Genomic DNA, 14335 nt, shown 5'->3' on the forward strand with positions numbered 1-14335 from the left:
ACGGCGTCATGATTTCGTAGGTCGGCTTGGCGCCAACGGCGCGTAAGCCGACAATCACCGCACGAGACGTATTTAAAACACTAACTAAGGGGTTTCATGAAACGCATCAGTCTTACGCAATACCTGGTTGAAGAGCAGCGCTCGAACAACAGCATTCCGGCCGAACTGCGCCTGCTGATCGAAGTCGTCGCGCGCGCCTGCAAGACCATCAGCCACGCCGTCGGCAAGGGCGCCCTCGGTGAAGTGCTGGGCACGGCCGACACGGAAAACGTGCAGGGCGAGGTACAGAAAAAACTCGACATCATCTCCAATGAGATTTTGCTGGAAGCGAACGAATGGGGCGGCCACTTGGCGGCCATGGCGTCGGAAGAGATGGAATCGATCCACCCGATCCCGAACCGCTATCCGAAGGGCGAATACATGCTGCTGTTCGACCCGCTGGACGGCTCGTCGAACATCGACGTCAACGTCTCGATCGGCACCATCTTCTCCGTGCTGAAGGCGCCGGACGGTATGGGCCAGCCGACCGAGCAGGACTTCATGCAGGCGGGCTGCAAGCAAGTGGCGGCCGGCTACGCCGTGTACGGCCCGCAAACCATGCTGGTGCTGACCTTCGGCAACGGCGTGAACTGCTTCACCCTGGACCGCGAGATGGGTTCGTGGGTCCTCACGCAAAGCAATATGCAGATTCCGCCGACGACGAAGGAATTCGCCATCAACATGTCGAACGCGCGCCACTGGCATCCGCCCGTGAAGCGCTATGTCGACGAACTGCTGGCCGGCGACACGGGCCCGCGCGGCACCAATTTCAACATGCGCTGGATCGCCTCGATGGTGGCCGACGTGCACCGCATCCTGAACCGCGGCGGCATCTTCATGTACCCGGCCGACCTGCGCGACACCTCGATGCCGGGCAAGCTGCGCCTGATGTATGAAGCGAACCCGATGGCCTTCATCGTCGAGCAAGCCGGCGGCGCGGCCACCGACGGCCAGCAGCGCATCATGGACATCGCCCCGCACAAGCTGCACCAGCGCGTGCCCGTCTTCCTCGGCTCGAAGGACGAAGTGGCCCGCGTCACCGCGTATCACGCCGAGTAAAAAAGCCGCACTTTTCCACGATTTTTAGCGGCCCGCAGCCGGGCCGCTAAAAAATGCAAAAAAGTTCGCGTTGACACTAGCAAATTTTGTGCATTGTTTGTAGAATGTGGGTCTTCGCCGTTGTAGCTCAGTTGGTAGAGCAGCACATTCGTAATGTGAAGGTCGCCAGTTCGATTCCGGCCAACGGCACCAGGTTTCATCAGAAAGCCCGCTGACTTGCAAAAGTCAGCGGGTTTTTTGTTTTTGTCACTGTTATCTTTCCTGCTTCAAATCCACTGATCGTTCTCCACCGTGCGCTCGCCCGCGTCGCCGTCGCCCGTGTTGACCACGCCGCGCGGTTCGATCAGCAGCAGCCGGGTTTCGGCGAGGGCGCACGGTCTATGTTCGACCCCCTTGGGCACCACGGCCATCTGGCCGGCAGTCAGCACGATGGCATGCCTTTCCGCGTAGCCAGGGCCGCGCAGGGCGATGCGCAATTCGCCGTCCAGCACGATGAAGGTTTCATCCGTATCGGCGTGCCGGTGCCACTGGAATTGGCCGAGTACCTTGACGACCTTGAATTGGTAGTCATTCATTTCGGCGATGACGCGCGGCTGCCAGTGCCCCTCTAACAGGGAGACCTTGCCTGCCAGGTCGATGGACCGGCCCTGGCCGCGCGTGGTGGTGATAGTCATGCTGTGCTCCGTTCAAGTGGCGATGCAGCCAGAATACGCAGGCGCTTGCCGGCCGTATTGAACGATCGTGGGTGTTTTCAGTCCTGGCCGATGCCGCTGGCGTAGCGCAGCCAGCGGCCAGGCGTCAGTCCATGGGTCTTCAGGAAATGCCGCGTCATGTGGCTCTGGTCGGCAAATCCCGCGGCCATGGCGGCCGAGGCGAGCGTGCTGCCTGCCAGAAGCAGGCGCCGCACCATTTCCAGGCGCCGCATCGTCAGATAGCGGTACGGACTGGTGCCGTAGAAGACGCGAAAGTCGTGCGACAGGCTCCAGCGGTCGCGTCCCGTTGCCGCTTCAAGCTGCGCCAGGGTGACGGCGTGGGTGCAGTGCGCCTGCAAGTAGTCGCGTGCGCGCCGCGCCGCCAGGAAGTCGCCTTTTGGACGCTGCGCCGGCGTGCCGGCCGCCGCCGCCAGCGCATGCGCCAGCTCGGCCAGCGCCTCGCTCTGTTCCAGCGCTTCGAGCGGGCGGCCGTCGTGCGGCAGCAAGGCGGACGTGGCCGCCGCCAGGCGGGGATCGGTCGACACGCCGCCTTCAATGAAGGGCAGCGCGCGTCCGCCCAGCACATCCTGGAACAGCGCCGGTTCGATATACAGCATGCGGTAGCGGAAGCCGGCGTCGGTGCCCGCCTGGCCATCGTGCGCCTCGTCCGGATGCAGGATCATGGTATTGCCGGGCAGGCTGTCGCGCTGGCCGCGGCGGTAGCTGAAACGCTGCACACCCGCCAGCGTGCGGCCGATGGCGTAAGTGTCGTGGCGGTGCATGGCATAGGCCTTGCCCTTGAACCATGCCTCGATGCGTTCGACGCCTTGTACCGGTTCGGCGCACTTGACCCAGTCGCTGCGCGCTGGCGCTGCTGCTCGCTTCATGGTGCTTGTTCGCAGATACCTGCCCTGGTTGCTGAACGCAGACTGTACCCGCCGCGCGCGGGGCTGTCCACGAAAACCACCGAATCAGAAATTATGCCGGATTCCCAGCGCCACGCCCGACAAGGTGGCGCCCTTGGTTGCTGCATCGCGTCCCAGGCTGTTGATGGCAAAGTCGGCGATGCCGTTGCGGCCGTTGGCCAGGTGCGTGTAGTAGGCATACAGGCTGCTGCGTTTCGACAGCTGATAGTCGTAGCCGGCGGTGGCGTGGGTGGCGCCCGTATCCGCTCCCGCACGCACCGTGCCGATGCTTTCCAGCGCGCCGCCGCTGGCGTTTTGGGCATGCGCCAGGCCAAAACGCAGGCCATGGCGGCCGAACTGGCGCGTGGCGGAAAAGTAGGCCGTGCGGCGGTGCAGCTCACCCGTGGCAGTGGCGTAGCGCAGGTTTTCCAGCGCCAGCGCCAGCTGCGTGACACTGTCGATCCTCCAGGCCAGGGCCAGCTTGCTGCCCTGGTCGGTCAGTCCCCGTCCCTGGTAGTCGTGATGGTCTTCCCGCGCCAGGGTGGCGTACAGGACGCCGCCGTCGTAGATCAATGCGGCCGAGGTCAGTGCCGGATGCGCGCCGTTGGCGGGCCGCTCTTCCCCCATGCCGCGCGCCACGCGCAGCGACCAGCCCTGCCACTGCGGCGTCCAGTAATGCAGGCTGTTCTGCTGGCGCCGGTCGAACGAGTATGTGTTGCTGGTATTGCTATCGTTCGAGGCGGAGCCATTGCCCATCAAGCTCATGTAGCCGGCCGTGGTGGGGTAGAACGGGTCGAGCATGGACGTGGCGCTGTTGTAGGGCAGGGTCCAGTTGCCGCCAAATAGCGTGCCCCACGGGCCGGCAATGCCGACGCGCGTGTCGCGCGCGGCCAGGCTGCCGGCGCCCGTGTCGGGCGATAGCGTGCCCTCGACCTGGAACAGCGCCTGCCAGCCGCCGCCTAGGTCTTCGCTGCCGCGAAAGCCGAGTACCGAGCGGTTGTTGGACAGGCGCCGCACGCTGTCGCCGCTGCCGGACGAGTGTAGCGCTTCGAGCGCCACGTTCAGGCGGCCGTACAGCTGCACGTTTTCCTGCGCCTGGGTGGGCAGGGCGGCCGCCAGCGCCAGGGCGCCGGCAGCGCATGAGAATACATGCATCACCATGCTCTCAAAACGCAAAGCAGCTGCACCCCAGCGTGCCCCAGAAGCCGGAGTGGCTGGAGACGGGTACGGAACTCTTGCGCGCCACGTCGTGGGCGTGGGCGTGCACGCCGCAGGCGCCCTGGCACTGGTGCTGTTGCATGGCGCTGGTCTTTTGCGGCGGCGCGGCGCGGTAGTGGCCGGCCACGTTTTTCACGGGCGACCAGTCGGGCAGCACGGGGATGGCTGGCGGCGCCAGATGGGAAAATTCCGCCTGGCCGTAGACGATCTTGCCGCCGACGATAGTGAGCACCGATTCGATCGACTTGATCGCCTCTTCATCGATGCTGAAAAATCCGCGCTCAGCACGGCCAGGTCGGCCAGCATGCCTTCCTGGATGCGGCCCTTCTTGCCTTGCTCGCTGGAGAACCAGGCGCTGCCCGCCGTCCACAGTTCCAGCGCCGTGTCGCGCGACAAACGGCTGCCCGCGTCGTACAGGCGCAAGCCGCCTACGGTGCGGCCCGATACCAGCCAGTACAGCGCCGTCCACGGGTTGTAGCTGGCAACCCGGGTGGCGTCCGTGCCGCCGCCCACCGGTACGCCCGAGGCCAGCATGCGGGCGATCGGCGGCGTGGCCTTGGCCGCTTCCGCGCCGTAGCGGTCGACGAAGTATTCGCCCTGGAAGGCCATGCGGTGCTGGATGGCGATGCCGCCGCCCAGCGCCCTGACCCGGTCGATGTTTTTCGGCGTGATGGTTTCGCAGTGGTCGAACATCCAGTGCAGGCCGTCGAACGGGATATCGCGGTTGACCTTTTCAAAGACCGTCAGCATGCGGTCGATCGATTCGTCGTAGGTGGCGTGCAGACGGAAGGGCCAGCGTTTGGAAACCAGGTGGCGCACCACCTTTTCCAGTTCGTCGTCCATGCCGGGCGCCAGTTCCGGGCGCGGCTCGAGGAAATCCTCGAAGTCAGCGGCGGAAAACACCAGCATTTCGCCGGCGCCGTTATGGCGGTAGTAATCGTCGCCCTGGCCCGGCGTGACCATCTCCGTCCATTTTTCAAAATCCTCCAGTTCGCGGCCCTTGTTTTGCGTGAACAGGTTGTAGGCGATGCGGATGGTCAGTTGCTCCTTTTGCGCCAGCTCCTCGACCACCGCGTAGTCTTCCGGATAATTCTGGAAGCCGCCGCCCGCATCGATGGCGCTGGTCAGCCCCAAGCGATTGAGTTCGCGCATGAACTGGCGCGTGGAATTGACTTGCAGTTCGCGCGGCAAGGTCGGGCCCTTGGCCAAGGTCGCATACAGTATCATCGCGTTCGGCCGCGCGATCAGCATGCCCGTCGGGTTGCCCGATGCATCGCGCACGATCTCGCCGCCGGGCGGGTTCGGCGTGTTCTTGTCGTAGCCGACCACGCGCAGGGCCGCGCGGTTGAGCAGGGCGCGGTCATACAGGTGCAGGATGAAGACGGGGGTGTCGGGCGCGGCCGCGTTGATTTCGTCGAGGGTGGGCATGCGTTTTTCCGCGAACTGGAATTCGTTCCAGCCGCCGACCACGCGCACCCATTGCGGGTTCGGCGTGCGCAAGGCCTGCTCCTTGAGCATGCGCAGGGCGTCGGCCAGCGATGGCACGCCTTCCCAGCGCAGTTCCAGGTTGTAGTTCAAGCCGCCGCGGATCAGGTGCAGGTGCGAGTCGTTCAGGCCGGGAATCACCGTGCGGCCGCCCAGGTCGATCACGCGGCTGTCCGGCTTGCGGTGGCGCATGACGTCGTCGGCATCGCCGACGGCGAGGAATTTGCCGTCGGCGATGGCCACGGCGCTCGCCTGTGGGCACGACTTGTCGACGGTGTGGAAGCAGCCGTTGATCAGTATCAGCGGCGCGGCGGAGGAAAGGGTCGGTTCGGTCATGATGCAGCTCCATGGTGGCAATGCGGGAGGCCGGGGCGCGGCCAGGATCTGCGGCCAGTGTAGCCCAGGGCCCGGGAGGCGGACACGGGCCAAAAGATCAGGTATGGCAGGTATGGCGGCGCGCCGACTGGTCTAAGGACGGGTGCGGCGGCGCGCGACATGGCTTACCATGCCGGCATTGGCGGCTGGGCATGCGTCCGGATGCATTTTTTTATCGCGGTTTACCGCATCGCAGGGAGTCCTCATGGATCAAGCACCACACAGCCGTTTATACGGCACCAGCCTGGGCTTTTTGGCCGGGTATGTCGATACGCTGGGCTTTATCGCCCTGTTCGGCTTGTTTACCGCCCATGTCACGGGCAACTTCGTGCTGATCGGCGCCGCGCTGGCTGAACCGACGCGCATCCCCATCCTGCTGAAAATCCTCGCCTTTCCCGCCTTTATCACCGGCATCGTCGTCACGCGCCTGATGGTGCTGGCCATCGAGCGCCGCGGCGGTCCGGCGCTGACGCTGGCCTTCCTGCTGCAATGGATCTTGCTGGCCGGGTTCATGGTGTTCGGCGTGCTGGCCGAGCCGCTCGGCAAGGAGGTGGGCACGCTGGCGATGCTGGCCGGCTTGCTGGGCACGGCCGCCATGGGCGTGCACAGCGCCACCAGCCGTCTGCTGCTGGCGCATCTGGCGCCCACCTCCATGATGACGGGGAACGTGACGCAGATCGTGCTCGACACCGTCGACGTGCTGCGCGGCGCGGCCGATGGGGGCACGCGCGCGCGCTGCGGGAAGTTCTTCTGGCCGCTGCTGGCCTTTGCGCTGGGCGCCATCGCTGCCGGCTTTGGCTACCTGGTCTTCGGTTTCGCGGCGCTGGCCGTGCCGCTGGTGCTGCTGGGCGGCCTGATCGTGGTGGAGCAGCGTAGCGGACGGACCGCCGTGCCCGTGTCCTGACGGCCGCCATGCGCGCCTTCCTGCTGTGGCTGATGTTCATGCTGGCCAGTCCTTGCGGGCTGGCCATCGATGCCGCGCGCGGCATCCATCAGCTGCAGCACACGCGCTGGATGGCCAGCGACGGCGCGCCCGACGACATCATCGTCATGGCACAGGGCAATGACGGTTTCCTGTGGCTGGGCACGCATGCGGGCGTGCGCCGTTTCGACGGCTTGCGCTTCGAGCCCGTGCGCGTGCGCCAGGGCAGCTTTCCCGACACGGTGGCGCTGGCGCTCAAGCGCGCCGCCGACGGCGGCATGTGGATAGGCTGGCAAGTGGGCGGCATCAGCCACGTCAAGGATGGCGTGGTGCGCAATTATGCCGAGCCGCAGGGCGTGCAGGCGGGCGCCATCTGGGGCTTTGCCATCGGCGGCGACGGCGCCGTGTGGGCGGCCGGCGTGTCCGGCATCTCGCGCTTCGATGGCCGGCGCTGGCAGGCGATGGGGCCGGCGCAGGGCTACACGGCGCAAAAGGCGTCCGCCGTGTTTGCCGACCGCGATGGCCGCATCGCCGTGTTCAGTGAAAAAGGCCTGTTCATATGGCAGGCGACGCAGTCGCGCTTCGCGCCGCCCATCGGCCGGCTCGACCTGCGCGCGCCGCCGCAGCAGGGACCCGACGGCCGCATTTACTTGCTGGAGATGCGCGGCATCCGCATCATCGAGTCGCTGGAACGCTACGAGCAGCTCGATCATCGGTGGATTTACCGCGACACGAGCGGCACCAGCGGCAGCATGCTGGTCGACCGCGCGGGCACTTTGTGGTTCGACAGCCAGTACGGCTTGCACCGCACGCGCAGCGCCGGCGCGCTGACGCCGGGGCAGCTGGGCATCAGCAGCGACACGGAATCGTTCCTGCCGCGCGATGGCTTGAGCAATGTCCTCGTCGGCTCCATGTGCGACGACAATGAAGGCAATGTCTGGGTTTCCACGTATGGCGGCCTGGACCGTTTCCGCCAGGCCGCGCCCGTGGTCCTGCGCACGCGCGCCGCGCCCGGCGTGGCCGAAGTGTTCCGTACCCAGGAAATGCTGGCCGGACCGGCAGGCGCGATGTGGCTGTCGCGCGACGACGTCCTGGGGCCGCTGCTGCTGGCGCGGGCCGACGGCACGGTGCTGCGCGCGCCGCGCCTTGGGCCCGTCAGCGCCATCCTGGCAGCGCCGGGCGGCCTGTGGGTGGCTGCCCGCGCCGGCCTGCAGCAGCTGGCCGGCGCGGATGGGCGCGTGCTGCGCACGATCGCCTATCCATCGGGCGCGGCCGCGCTCAAGCGCATGCGCGCCGGCGTGCTCGCGCCCGATGGCAGCATCTGGGGCGTGTTCAGCGGCGCCGGCGTTTTTCAGTACCGCGACGGGACCTGGCGGCGCGAACCGCTGTTGCCCGATGGCGGCGCGAAAGTGCCGCTGGCGCTGCTGGCCGACGCGGCCGGGCGCCTGTGGCTGTCGTATGCCGATGGCAGCGTCGCCATGCTGGAAAAGGGGCGGCTGCACGCCTTCGGTCCCGCGCAGGGCCTGGACCTGGGCAAGATTCCCATGCTGATCGAATACCACGGGCAGGTGTGGGCAGGCGGGCAGCGTGGCGTGGCGCTGTGGCGCGGCGGCCGCTTCGTCACCCTGCGCAGCGAGCCGGCCAGCGCCACCGAGGGCGTGGTGGGCCTGCTGCGCGCGCGCGACGGCAGCCTGTGGCTCAATCACGGCAGCGGCGCCGCGCACATCCCCGCCGCGCAAGTGGACCTGGCGCTGCGCGACGCCGCCCATGTCATGCGCGCCACCTCGTACGATGCCGTCGATGGCTTGAACGGCAGCATCGGCATGCTGCACAACCGCTCGGTGGCCGAAGCGGACGATGGCAGGATCTGGTTTTCGCGCCAGAGCGCGACGTTCTGGATCGATCCGCGCCAGGCGCTTGCGGCCTTGCCGGCGCCGCGCGTGGAAATCGGCGCGCTGCTGGCGGACGGCCGGCGCGTCGACCCAGCCGCAAGCGCCGGCCTGCAACTGGCGGCCGGCACGCGCGACGTGCAATTCCATTACAACGCCGCCAGTCTGGGCACGCCGGAGCGTTTGCAGTTCCGCTACCGGCTCGACGGCTACGATACGGAGTGGCAGCAGGCGGGCGGCCGGCGCCTGGCGCAGTACACGGGCCTGGGTCCGGGCAGCTACCGCTTCGAGCTAATCGCGGCGAATGGCGACGGCGTGGACAGCACGGTGGCGCAACTGCCGTTCCGCGTGCTGCCCGCCTTCTACCAGACATGGTGGTTCCGCAGCCTGTGCGCGGCGGCGCTGCTGGCCGCCGCGTACGGCGCCTACCGCTGGCGGCTGGGCCGGCACGCCGCGCGCCTGCGGGTGCGGATGGAGGCGCAGCAGGCCGAGCGCGAACGCATCGCACGCGAGCTGCACGATACCCTGCTGCAGGGCACGCAGGCGATGATCCTGCACTTTCACAATGCCAGCATGGCCATCGCCGAGGATGATCCCGCGCGCGCCGCCATGCTGCGCGCCCTCGACGACGCCGACCGCATGCTGGGCGAGGGGCGCGACCACGTGCACGACTTGCGCGCCGGCGACGATGCCGGCGCGCGCTGGAGCGCCATCCTGCGGCGCGAAGGCGAACGGCTGGCGGCGCAGCACGGCATCGTGTTCCGCTATGCGGAGGAGGGCGAGGCGCGCATGCTGCATGCGCGCGCCGCGCACGAAATCTATCGCATCGCCAGCGAAGCGCTGCGCAATGCCTTCCAGCACGCGCGCGCGCAGGTGGTCGAGGTGGCGGTGCGCCATGCGCGCGGCGGCATCGAACTGGTCGTGCGCGACGATGGCCAGGGCTTGCCGCCGGTGGTGGCGGCGAACGGGCAGATTCCCGGACACTGGGGCATGCCCGGCATGCGCGAGCGCGCCGCCCGGCTCGGCGCGCGCCTGTCCGTGGACGGGCGCGACGGGGGCGGCACGCAGTGGCGCCTGCGGGTGCCGGCGCGGCGCGCCTGGCCGGCGGCGCACGGGCCGTTGCGACGCTGGTGGCAGCGCTGGCGCCGTTCAGGCGTCGAGGATGCCGCGCCGTAGCGCGATGGTGACGGCGTGGGTGCGGTCCCTGGCGCCCAGCTTGGCCAGGATGGTGCTCATGTGCGCTTTGACGGTTTCTTCCTTGATCTGCAGCAGGGCGCCCGTTTCGCGGTTGGAATTGCCTTGCGCGACTTGCTTGAGCACGTCCAGTTCGCGGTTCGACAGCACGTCGCTGCAGGCATACAGGGCCAGCTCCGCCTCGATTTCGGGCGTGATGTGGCGCCGCCCCGCGTGCACGTTCTGTATCGCCGCCAGCAATTCGTGGCGCAGCGCGCTTTTCAGCACATAGCCGCACGCGCCCGCGCGGATGGCGCGCAGCACCTGCGTGTCGCCCTTGTAGGTGGTCAGCACGATGATGCGCGCCTGCGGATGGCGCGCGCGGATGGCGCCGATGGCGTCAAGGCCGCTCATGCGCGGCATCTGCAAATCCATCAGCGTGACATCGGGCTGCAGCGCGTCAAATTGCTGTACCGCCTGCTGGCCATCGGTGGCCTGGCCCACCAGCGCCACGCCGGGAAAGGCGCGCAGCAGGGCCGCGATGCCGTCGAGCAGCAACTGGTGGTCGTCGGCGATGAGGACGCGTATCGCTGCCGCATCGCTGCGCATGACGTTGCCTGGCAAAGAGGAGTGATCGATCAAGAGTCGTCGGAAGATGGTGAGCAAAAGGTATTTTACCGCAGCGCCTGCCAGCCTGCCGAGGGGGATTGCTCGGGGGAGCCTATATTTAGATAGTGGTGCGGGCACGCCGCCAGGCATACGATGCACGGCAGTACCCACTCAACCCCACTCTTCATGGATGACATCATGACCAATCCGAAACTGGAAGTCCTTACCCCCGACAATTGCCAGATCATCTTCATCGACCAGCAGCCGCAAATGGCGTTCGGCGTGCAGTCGATGGACCGCCAGGCGCTGAAAAACAATACCGTGGGCCTGGCCAAGGCCGCCAAGGTGTTCAACATCCCCACCATCATCACCACGGTGGAAACGGAAAGCTTCTCCGGCCACACCTATCCGGAACTGCTGGACGTCTTTCCGGGCAAGGATATTCTCGAGCGCAGCTCGATGAATTCGTGGGATGACCAGAAGGTGCGCGATGCGCTGGCCGCCAACGGCAAGAAAAAGTCGTCGTCTCCGGCCTGTGGACGGAAGTGTGCAACAACAGCTTCGCCCTGTGCGCGATGCTCGAAGGCGATTACGAGATCTACATGGTGGCCGATGCATCGGGCGGCACCTCGAAGGAAGCGCACGACTACGCCATGCAGCGCATGATCCAGGCCGGCGTGGTGCCCGTGACGTGGCAGCAGGTGCTGCTGGAATGGCAGCGCGACTGGGCGCACAAGGCGACCTATGACGCCGTCATGGCCATCGTGCGCGAACATTCGGGCGCCTACGGCATGGGCGTCGATTACGCCTACACGATGGTGCACAAGGCGCCGCAGCGCATCCATGGCGAACACGCCACCCTGGCGCCGGTGCCGGCCAAATAAACGCCGCGCGGCCATGCCATGCGCCGCGCGCCTGACCGCGCGCGGCGTTTTTTTCATCGAAAGGAATGCGCCATGAAGTTATATGTGATTTCGCTGGCCGTGGGCTTGCTGGTTGGCATCATCTATGCCGTCCTGCAGGTACGCTCGCCGGCGCCGCCAGCCATTGCCCTGATCGGCCTGCTGGGCATGCTGATCGGCGAACAGATCGTCCCCAGCGTCAAGCGCCTGATGGCGGGCGAAGCCGTGACCGTGTCGTGGCTGCGCAGCGAATGCGTGCCGAAGATCAGCGGCGTGGAAGCCAAGCCGGCATTGGCCAAGGCCCAGTCGCAGCAGCAGGATGACGGCGCCGCCTGAACCCCGCCTGCCGAGTCAAAACGCTAGAACGCGCCCAGCAAGCCGCGCCGGGCGGCCACCGTGGCCGCCTCGGTGCGGCTTGATACGTTGAGCTTGGTCAAAATATTATTTACGTGAAATTTGACGGTGCCCACCTCGATGCCGGCGCTGCGCGCGATCATCTTGTTGCTCTTGCCCGCAGACAGGTGCAGCAGGATGTCGTGCTCGCGTTTCGACAGGCGGTTCGCCTCGATGCGGCCTGCCTGCTGCGCCGCCAGTTCCGGCGGCAGGTAGTGCCTGCCGGCGGCCACCTGGCCGATGCACTGGGTCAGTTGCAGGAAGCCGGCATCCTTCAGCAGGTAGCCGCGCGCGCCGGCGCGCAGGGCCCGGTGCACGCTGTCCTCGCCCTGGTAGGTGGTGAGGATGACGATCTTCGCTTGCGCATCGTCCGCGCAGATGCGCTCGATCGCCTCGACGCCATGCATTTCCGGCATGTTCAAATCCATCAGCACCACGTCGGGCCGCAGCTCCCGGTACAGCGCCACGGCGGCGTGGCCCGTGCCGGCCTGGCCCAATAAGCGCAAGCCGGGCAGTGACGCGATCAGCGAGGCCAGGCCGGCCAGGATCAGCGGGTGGTCGTCGGCGATCAGCAGCGAGATAGGGGTGTCGTCGTCGCGGAGCATGTGCATGCTTGTGCTCATGGTGTTGGCAGGGTGAAGTGGAAGACGCTGCCGTGCGGCGCGCCGGGCGCATGCCACAGGCGGCCGCCATGCGCGTCGAGGATGCGGCGGCAGATGGCCAGGCCCATGCCCATGCCGTCCGGCTTGCTGGAATAACGGGCGTGGTACAGGCGGGCGGCCGCCTGCGGCGCGATGCCCGCGCCATTGTCGGCGATGCTGAAATGCTGCACGCTTCCATCCAGGCGCGAGGACAGCAGCACCGTGCGCGGCCGGCCGCTCGTGCCCTGCAGGGCCTCGATGGCGTTCATCAGCAGGTTCAGGACGACTTGCCGGAATTGCACCGGGTCGGCATGCAGCAGCGGGCGGCCCGGCGCCAGCCGCGTTTGCAGGTCGATGGCGTGGCGCAGCAGCGGCGCGCGCAGCAGCGGCAGCAGCTCCTGCACGGCGTCGTCGGCGACAAAATGCGCGTGGCTGCCCGGCGCATGGCAGGCCAGGCCATGCACGCTGCGCAGCACGGCGCTGGCATGGCTGCCGGCGCTGGCGACCAGGGCCAGCGCCGCGCGCGCCTCGTCGAGGCGGGGCGGATCGTGGTCGAGCCAGCGCAAGGCGGCATCGGCGTTGAGCGCGATGGCCGCCAGCGGCTGGCGCACCTCGTGCGCGACCGATGCGGCAAATTCGCCCATGCCGCCCATGCGCTGCACCTGCGTCAGGCCGGGGTCTTGCTGCTGAGGTAAAGAATGCATGCTGGCCATCGCCGTGCTCCTGTGCTGTCGCGGCGTATGCCGCATTGCAACAAGTATGCATGGCATCGTCGCCAGGGCACTTATACGAATGGGGGAGGCGGACGGTTTTTTTGCAAGGCAGGGGCAGGAAACACCGCCGGGCGGGCCGGCGGTGCGGGAAGCAAAGAGCGGATCAGGACTTGATAAAGGCCAGCAAGTCTTCGTTCAGGCGGTCCTTGTGGGTGGCCGGCAAGCCGTGCGGCGCGCCTTCATAGATGACCAGCTTGGCGTTCTTGATGAGCTTGGCAGCAGCCTTGCCGGAAGCGTCGATCGGCACGATCTGGTCGTCGCCGCCGTGCACCACCAGGGTCGGCACGGAGATTTTCTTCAGGTCGGCCGTGAAATCCGTCTCGGAAAACTGCTTGATGCAATCGTAGGCGTTCTTGATGCCGCACTGCATGCCCTGCAGCCAGAAGGTGTCGCGCATGCCTTGCGACACCTTGTTGCCGGGACGGTTGGCGCCGAAGAACGGCACGGTCAGGTCCTTGAAGAATTGCGAACGGTCGGCCAGCACGCCGGCGCGGATGCCGTCGAAGACGGACATCGGCAAGCCGCCGGGATTGGTGTCCGACTTGACCATCTGCGGCGGCACGGCGCCCACCAGCACGGCCTTGGCCACGCGCTTTTCGCCATGGCGGCCGATATAGCGAGCCACTTCGCCGCCGCCCGTCGAATGGCCGACCAGGGTCGCGCCCTTGATGTCGAGCGCGTCAAGCAGGGTAGCCAGGTCGTCGGCGTAGGTATCCATGTCATTGCCCTGCCATGGCTGGCTGGACAGGCCGTGGCCGCGGCGGTCGTGCGCGATCACGCGGTAGCCGTGGCTGGCCAGGAACATCATCTGGTCTTCCCAGGCATCGCCCTGCAAGGGCCAGCCGTGGCTGAAGACGACGGGCGTGCCCGTGCCCCAGTCCTTGAAATGGATGACGGTGCCGTCCTTGACGGTGACGCTGTTGACGGTGAGCTTGCCCGGCGCGGCGGCGGCAGCGGCAGGCTTGGCGGCGGCGCTGGCGCCACCGGCGGCCAGCAGGCCCGCGCCGGCGGCGACACCGGCGACGCTGACGAGCAGCTTGCGGCGGGAGTTGACTTCTTCGGCTTCGATTTTCTTCGACATGATGCTTTCCTTCGGGGATGGGGGAGGGGCCGCTTAGGGCCTGGACCAGTGATGGCAGCGGCCAGTCTAGGCCTTCGCGCGCGCCGGCGCCTCTGCCAAAAGACCAGTCGCGCCGGGTCTCCCTCCTGCCTATGATGGCTGGCGGGGCGCGCCGCGCCGCCTGCCTTTCCCACTGGAGC

At 67.0% G+C, this 14335-nt stretch carries 11 protein-coding genes, 1 tRNA gene and 2 pseudogenes; 6 read left to right on the forward strand and 8 right to left on the reverse strand.

Annotated features, from left to right (window positions below):
- Window positions 1-96: 96 nt before the first annotated feature.
- Together ACRHIG_RS08635 and ACRHIG_RS08640 are read left to right on the forward strand one after the other, a co-directional pair.
- Window positions 97-1098 (forward strand): class 1 fructose-bisphosphatase, encoded by a 1002-nt coding sequence (locus ACRHIG_RS08635; protein ID WP_230539851.1) that lies wholly within the window; start codon window positions 97-99, stop codon window positions 1096-1098.
- A 116-nt stretch (window positions 1099-1214) separates the two neighbouring features.
- Window positions 1215-1290 (forward strand) — tRNA-Thr (locus ACRHIG_RS08640).
- A gap of 74 nt (window positions 1291-1364) precedes the next feature.
- On the opposite strand, the gene ACRHIG_RS08645 is transcribed toward ACRHIG_RS08640, so the two are convergent.
- The 4 genes and pseudogenes from ACRHIG_RS08645 to ACRHIG_RS08660 form a co-directional block, all read right to left on the reverse strand.
- Window positions 1365-1772, reverse strand: coding sequence for a cupin domain-containing protein (locus ACRHIG_RS08645; protein WP_489629937.1), 408 nt, complete (start codon window positions 1770-1772; stop codon window positions 1365-1367).
- A gap of 77 nt (window positions 1773-1849) precedes the next feature.
- Window positions 1850-2677: an AraC family transcriptional regulator gene (locus tag ACRHIG_RS08650; RefSeq protein WP_489629938.1), complete on the reverse strand. Its 828-nt coding sequence runs from the start codon at window positions 2675-2677 to the stop codon at window positions 1850-1852.
- A gap of 84 nt (window positions 2678-2761) precedes the next feature.
- Entirely contained in the window at window positions 2762-3850 is a 1089-nt protein-coding gene (locus tag ACRHIG_RS08655; protein WP_489629939.1) for a porin, read from the reverse strand.
- A gap of 10 nt (window positions 3851-3860) precedes the next feature.
- Window positions 3861-5734: pseudogene (locus ACRHIG_RS08660) on the reverse strand (amidohydrolase).
- Window positions 5735-5978: 244 nt separating this feature from the next.
- Here ACRHIG_RS08660 and ACRHIG_RS08665 point away from each other — a divergent pair.
- Together ACRHIG_RS08665 and ACRHIG_RS08670 are read left to right on the forward strand one after the other, a co-directional pair.
- A complete protein-coding gene (locus ACRHIG_RS08665; RefSeq protein WP_489629940.1) occupies window positions 5979-6677 on the forward strand; it encodes a YoaK family protein in 699 nt (232 codons plus the stop codon).
- 8 nt (window positions 6678-6685) lie between these two features.
- Window positions 6686-9760: a sensor histidine kinase gene (locus ACRHIG_RS08670; RefSeq protein WP_489629941.1), complete on the forward strand. Its 3075-nt coding sequence runs from the start codon at window positions 6686-6688 to the stop codon at window positions 9758-9760.
- Here the strand turns inward: ACRHIG_RS08670 and ACRHIG_RS08675 are convergent.
- The gene (locus ACRHIG_RS08675; protein ID WP_489629942.1) at window positions 9734-10399 is read right to left on the reverse strand and encodes a response regulator; all 666 of its coding nucleotides are present in this window, start codon (window positions 10397-10399) and stop codon (window positions 9734-9736) included. The genes ACRHIG_RS08670 and ACRHIG_RS08675 overlap by 27 nt on opposite strands.
- Window positions 10400-10564: 165 nt before the next feature.
- Here ACRHIG_RS08675 and ACRHIG_RS08680 point away from each other — a divergent pair.
- Together ACRHIG_RS08680 and ACRHIG_RS08685 are read left to right on the forward strand one after the other, a co-directional pair.
- Window positions 10565-11250 (forward strand): annotated as a pseudogene (locus ACRHIG_RS08680) (hydrolase).
- A gap of 72 nt (window positions 11251-11322) precedes the next feature.
- Window positions 11323-11604 (forward strand): XapX domain-containing protein, encoded by a 282-nt coding sequence (locus tag ACRHIG_RS08685; RefSeq protein WP_070310324.1) that lies wholly within the window; start codon window positions 11323-11325, stop codon window positions 11602-11604.
- Window positions 11605-11627: 23 nt separating this feature from the next.
- On the opposite strand, the gene ACRHIG_RS08690 is transcribed toward ACRHIG_RS08685, so the two are convergent.
- From ACRHIG_RS08690 to ACRHIG_RS08700, 3 genes are all read right to left on the reverse strand, one after another.
- Entirely contained in the window at window positions 11628-12272 is a 645-nt protein-coding gene (locus tag ACRHIG_RS08690; RefSeq protein ID WP_489629943.1) for a response regulator, read from the reverse strand.
- A gap of 8 nt (window positions 12273-12280) precedes the next feature.
- On the reverse strand, window positions 12281-13006 hold the full coding sequence (locus ACRHIG_RS08695; protein ID WP_489629944.1) for a sensor histidine kinase: 726 nt from the start codon (window positions 13004-13006) through the stop codon (window positions 12281-12283).
- Between the two features lie 172 nt (window positions 13007-13178).
- Window positions 13179-14156 (reverse strand): alpha/beta fold hydrolase, encoded by a 978-nt coding sequence (locus tag ACRHIG_RS08700; RefSeq protein WP_475414809.1) that lies wholly within the window; start codon window positions 14154-14156, stop codon window positions 13179-13181.
- Between the last annotated feature and the right edge of the window lie 179 nt (window positions 14157-14335).

The organism is Janthinobacterium sp. C22 (assembly GCF_057919405.1).

Excerpts from the sequence above, each read along its gene's own strand:
- ACRHIG_RS08635 (WP_230539851.1), top strand. The coding sequence starts at position 97 with ATGAAACGCATCAGTCTTACGCAATACCTGGTTGAAGAGCAGCGCTCG.
- ACRHIG_RS08645 (WP_489629937.1), bottom strand. The coding sequence starts at position 1,772 with ATGACTATCACCACCACGCGCGGCCAGGGCCGGTCCATCGACCTGGCA.
- ACRHIG_RS08650 (WP_489629938.1), bottom strand. The coding sequence starts at position 2,677 with ATGAAGCGAGCAGCAGCGCCAGCGCGCAGCGACTGGGTCAAGTGCGCC.
- ACRHIG_RS08655 (WP_489629939.1), bottom strand. The coding sequence starts at position 3,850 with ATGCATGTATTCTCATGCGCTGCCGGCGCCCTGGCGCTGGCGGCCGCC.
- ACRHIG_RS08665 (WP_489629940.1), top strand. The coding sequence starts at position 5,979 with ATGGATCAAGCACCACACAGCCGTTTATACGGCACCAGCCTGGGCTTT.
- ACRHIG_RS08670 (WP_489629941.1), top strand. The coding sequence starts at position 6,686 with ATGCGCGCCTTCCTGCTGTGGCTGATGTTCATGCTGGCCAGTCCTTGC.
- ACRHIG_RS08685 (WP_070310324.1), top strand. The coding sequence starts at position 11,323 with ATGAAGTTATATGTGATTTCGCTGGCCGTGGGCTTGCTGGTTGGCATC.
- ACRHIG_RS08690 (WP_489629943.1), bottom strand. The coding sequence starts at position 12,272 with ATGCACATGCTCCGCGACGACGACACCCCTATCTCGCTGCTGATCGCC.
- ACRHIG_RS08695 (WP_489629944.1), bottom strand. The coding sequence starts at position 13,006 with ATGCATTCTTTACCTCAGCAGCAAGACCCCGGCCTGACGCAGGTGCAG.
- ACRHIG_RS08700 (WP_475414809.1), bottom strand. The coding sequence starts at position 14,156 with ATGTCGAAGAAAATCGAAGCCGAAGAAGTCAACTCCCGCCGCAAGCTG.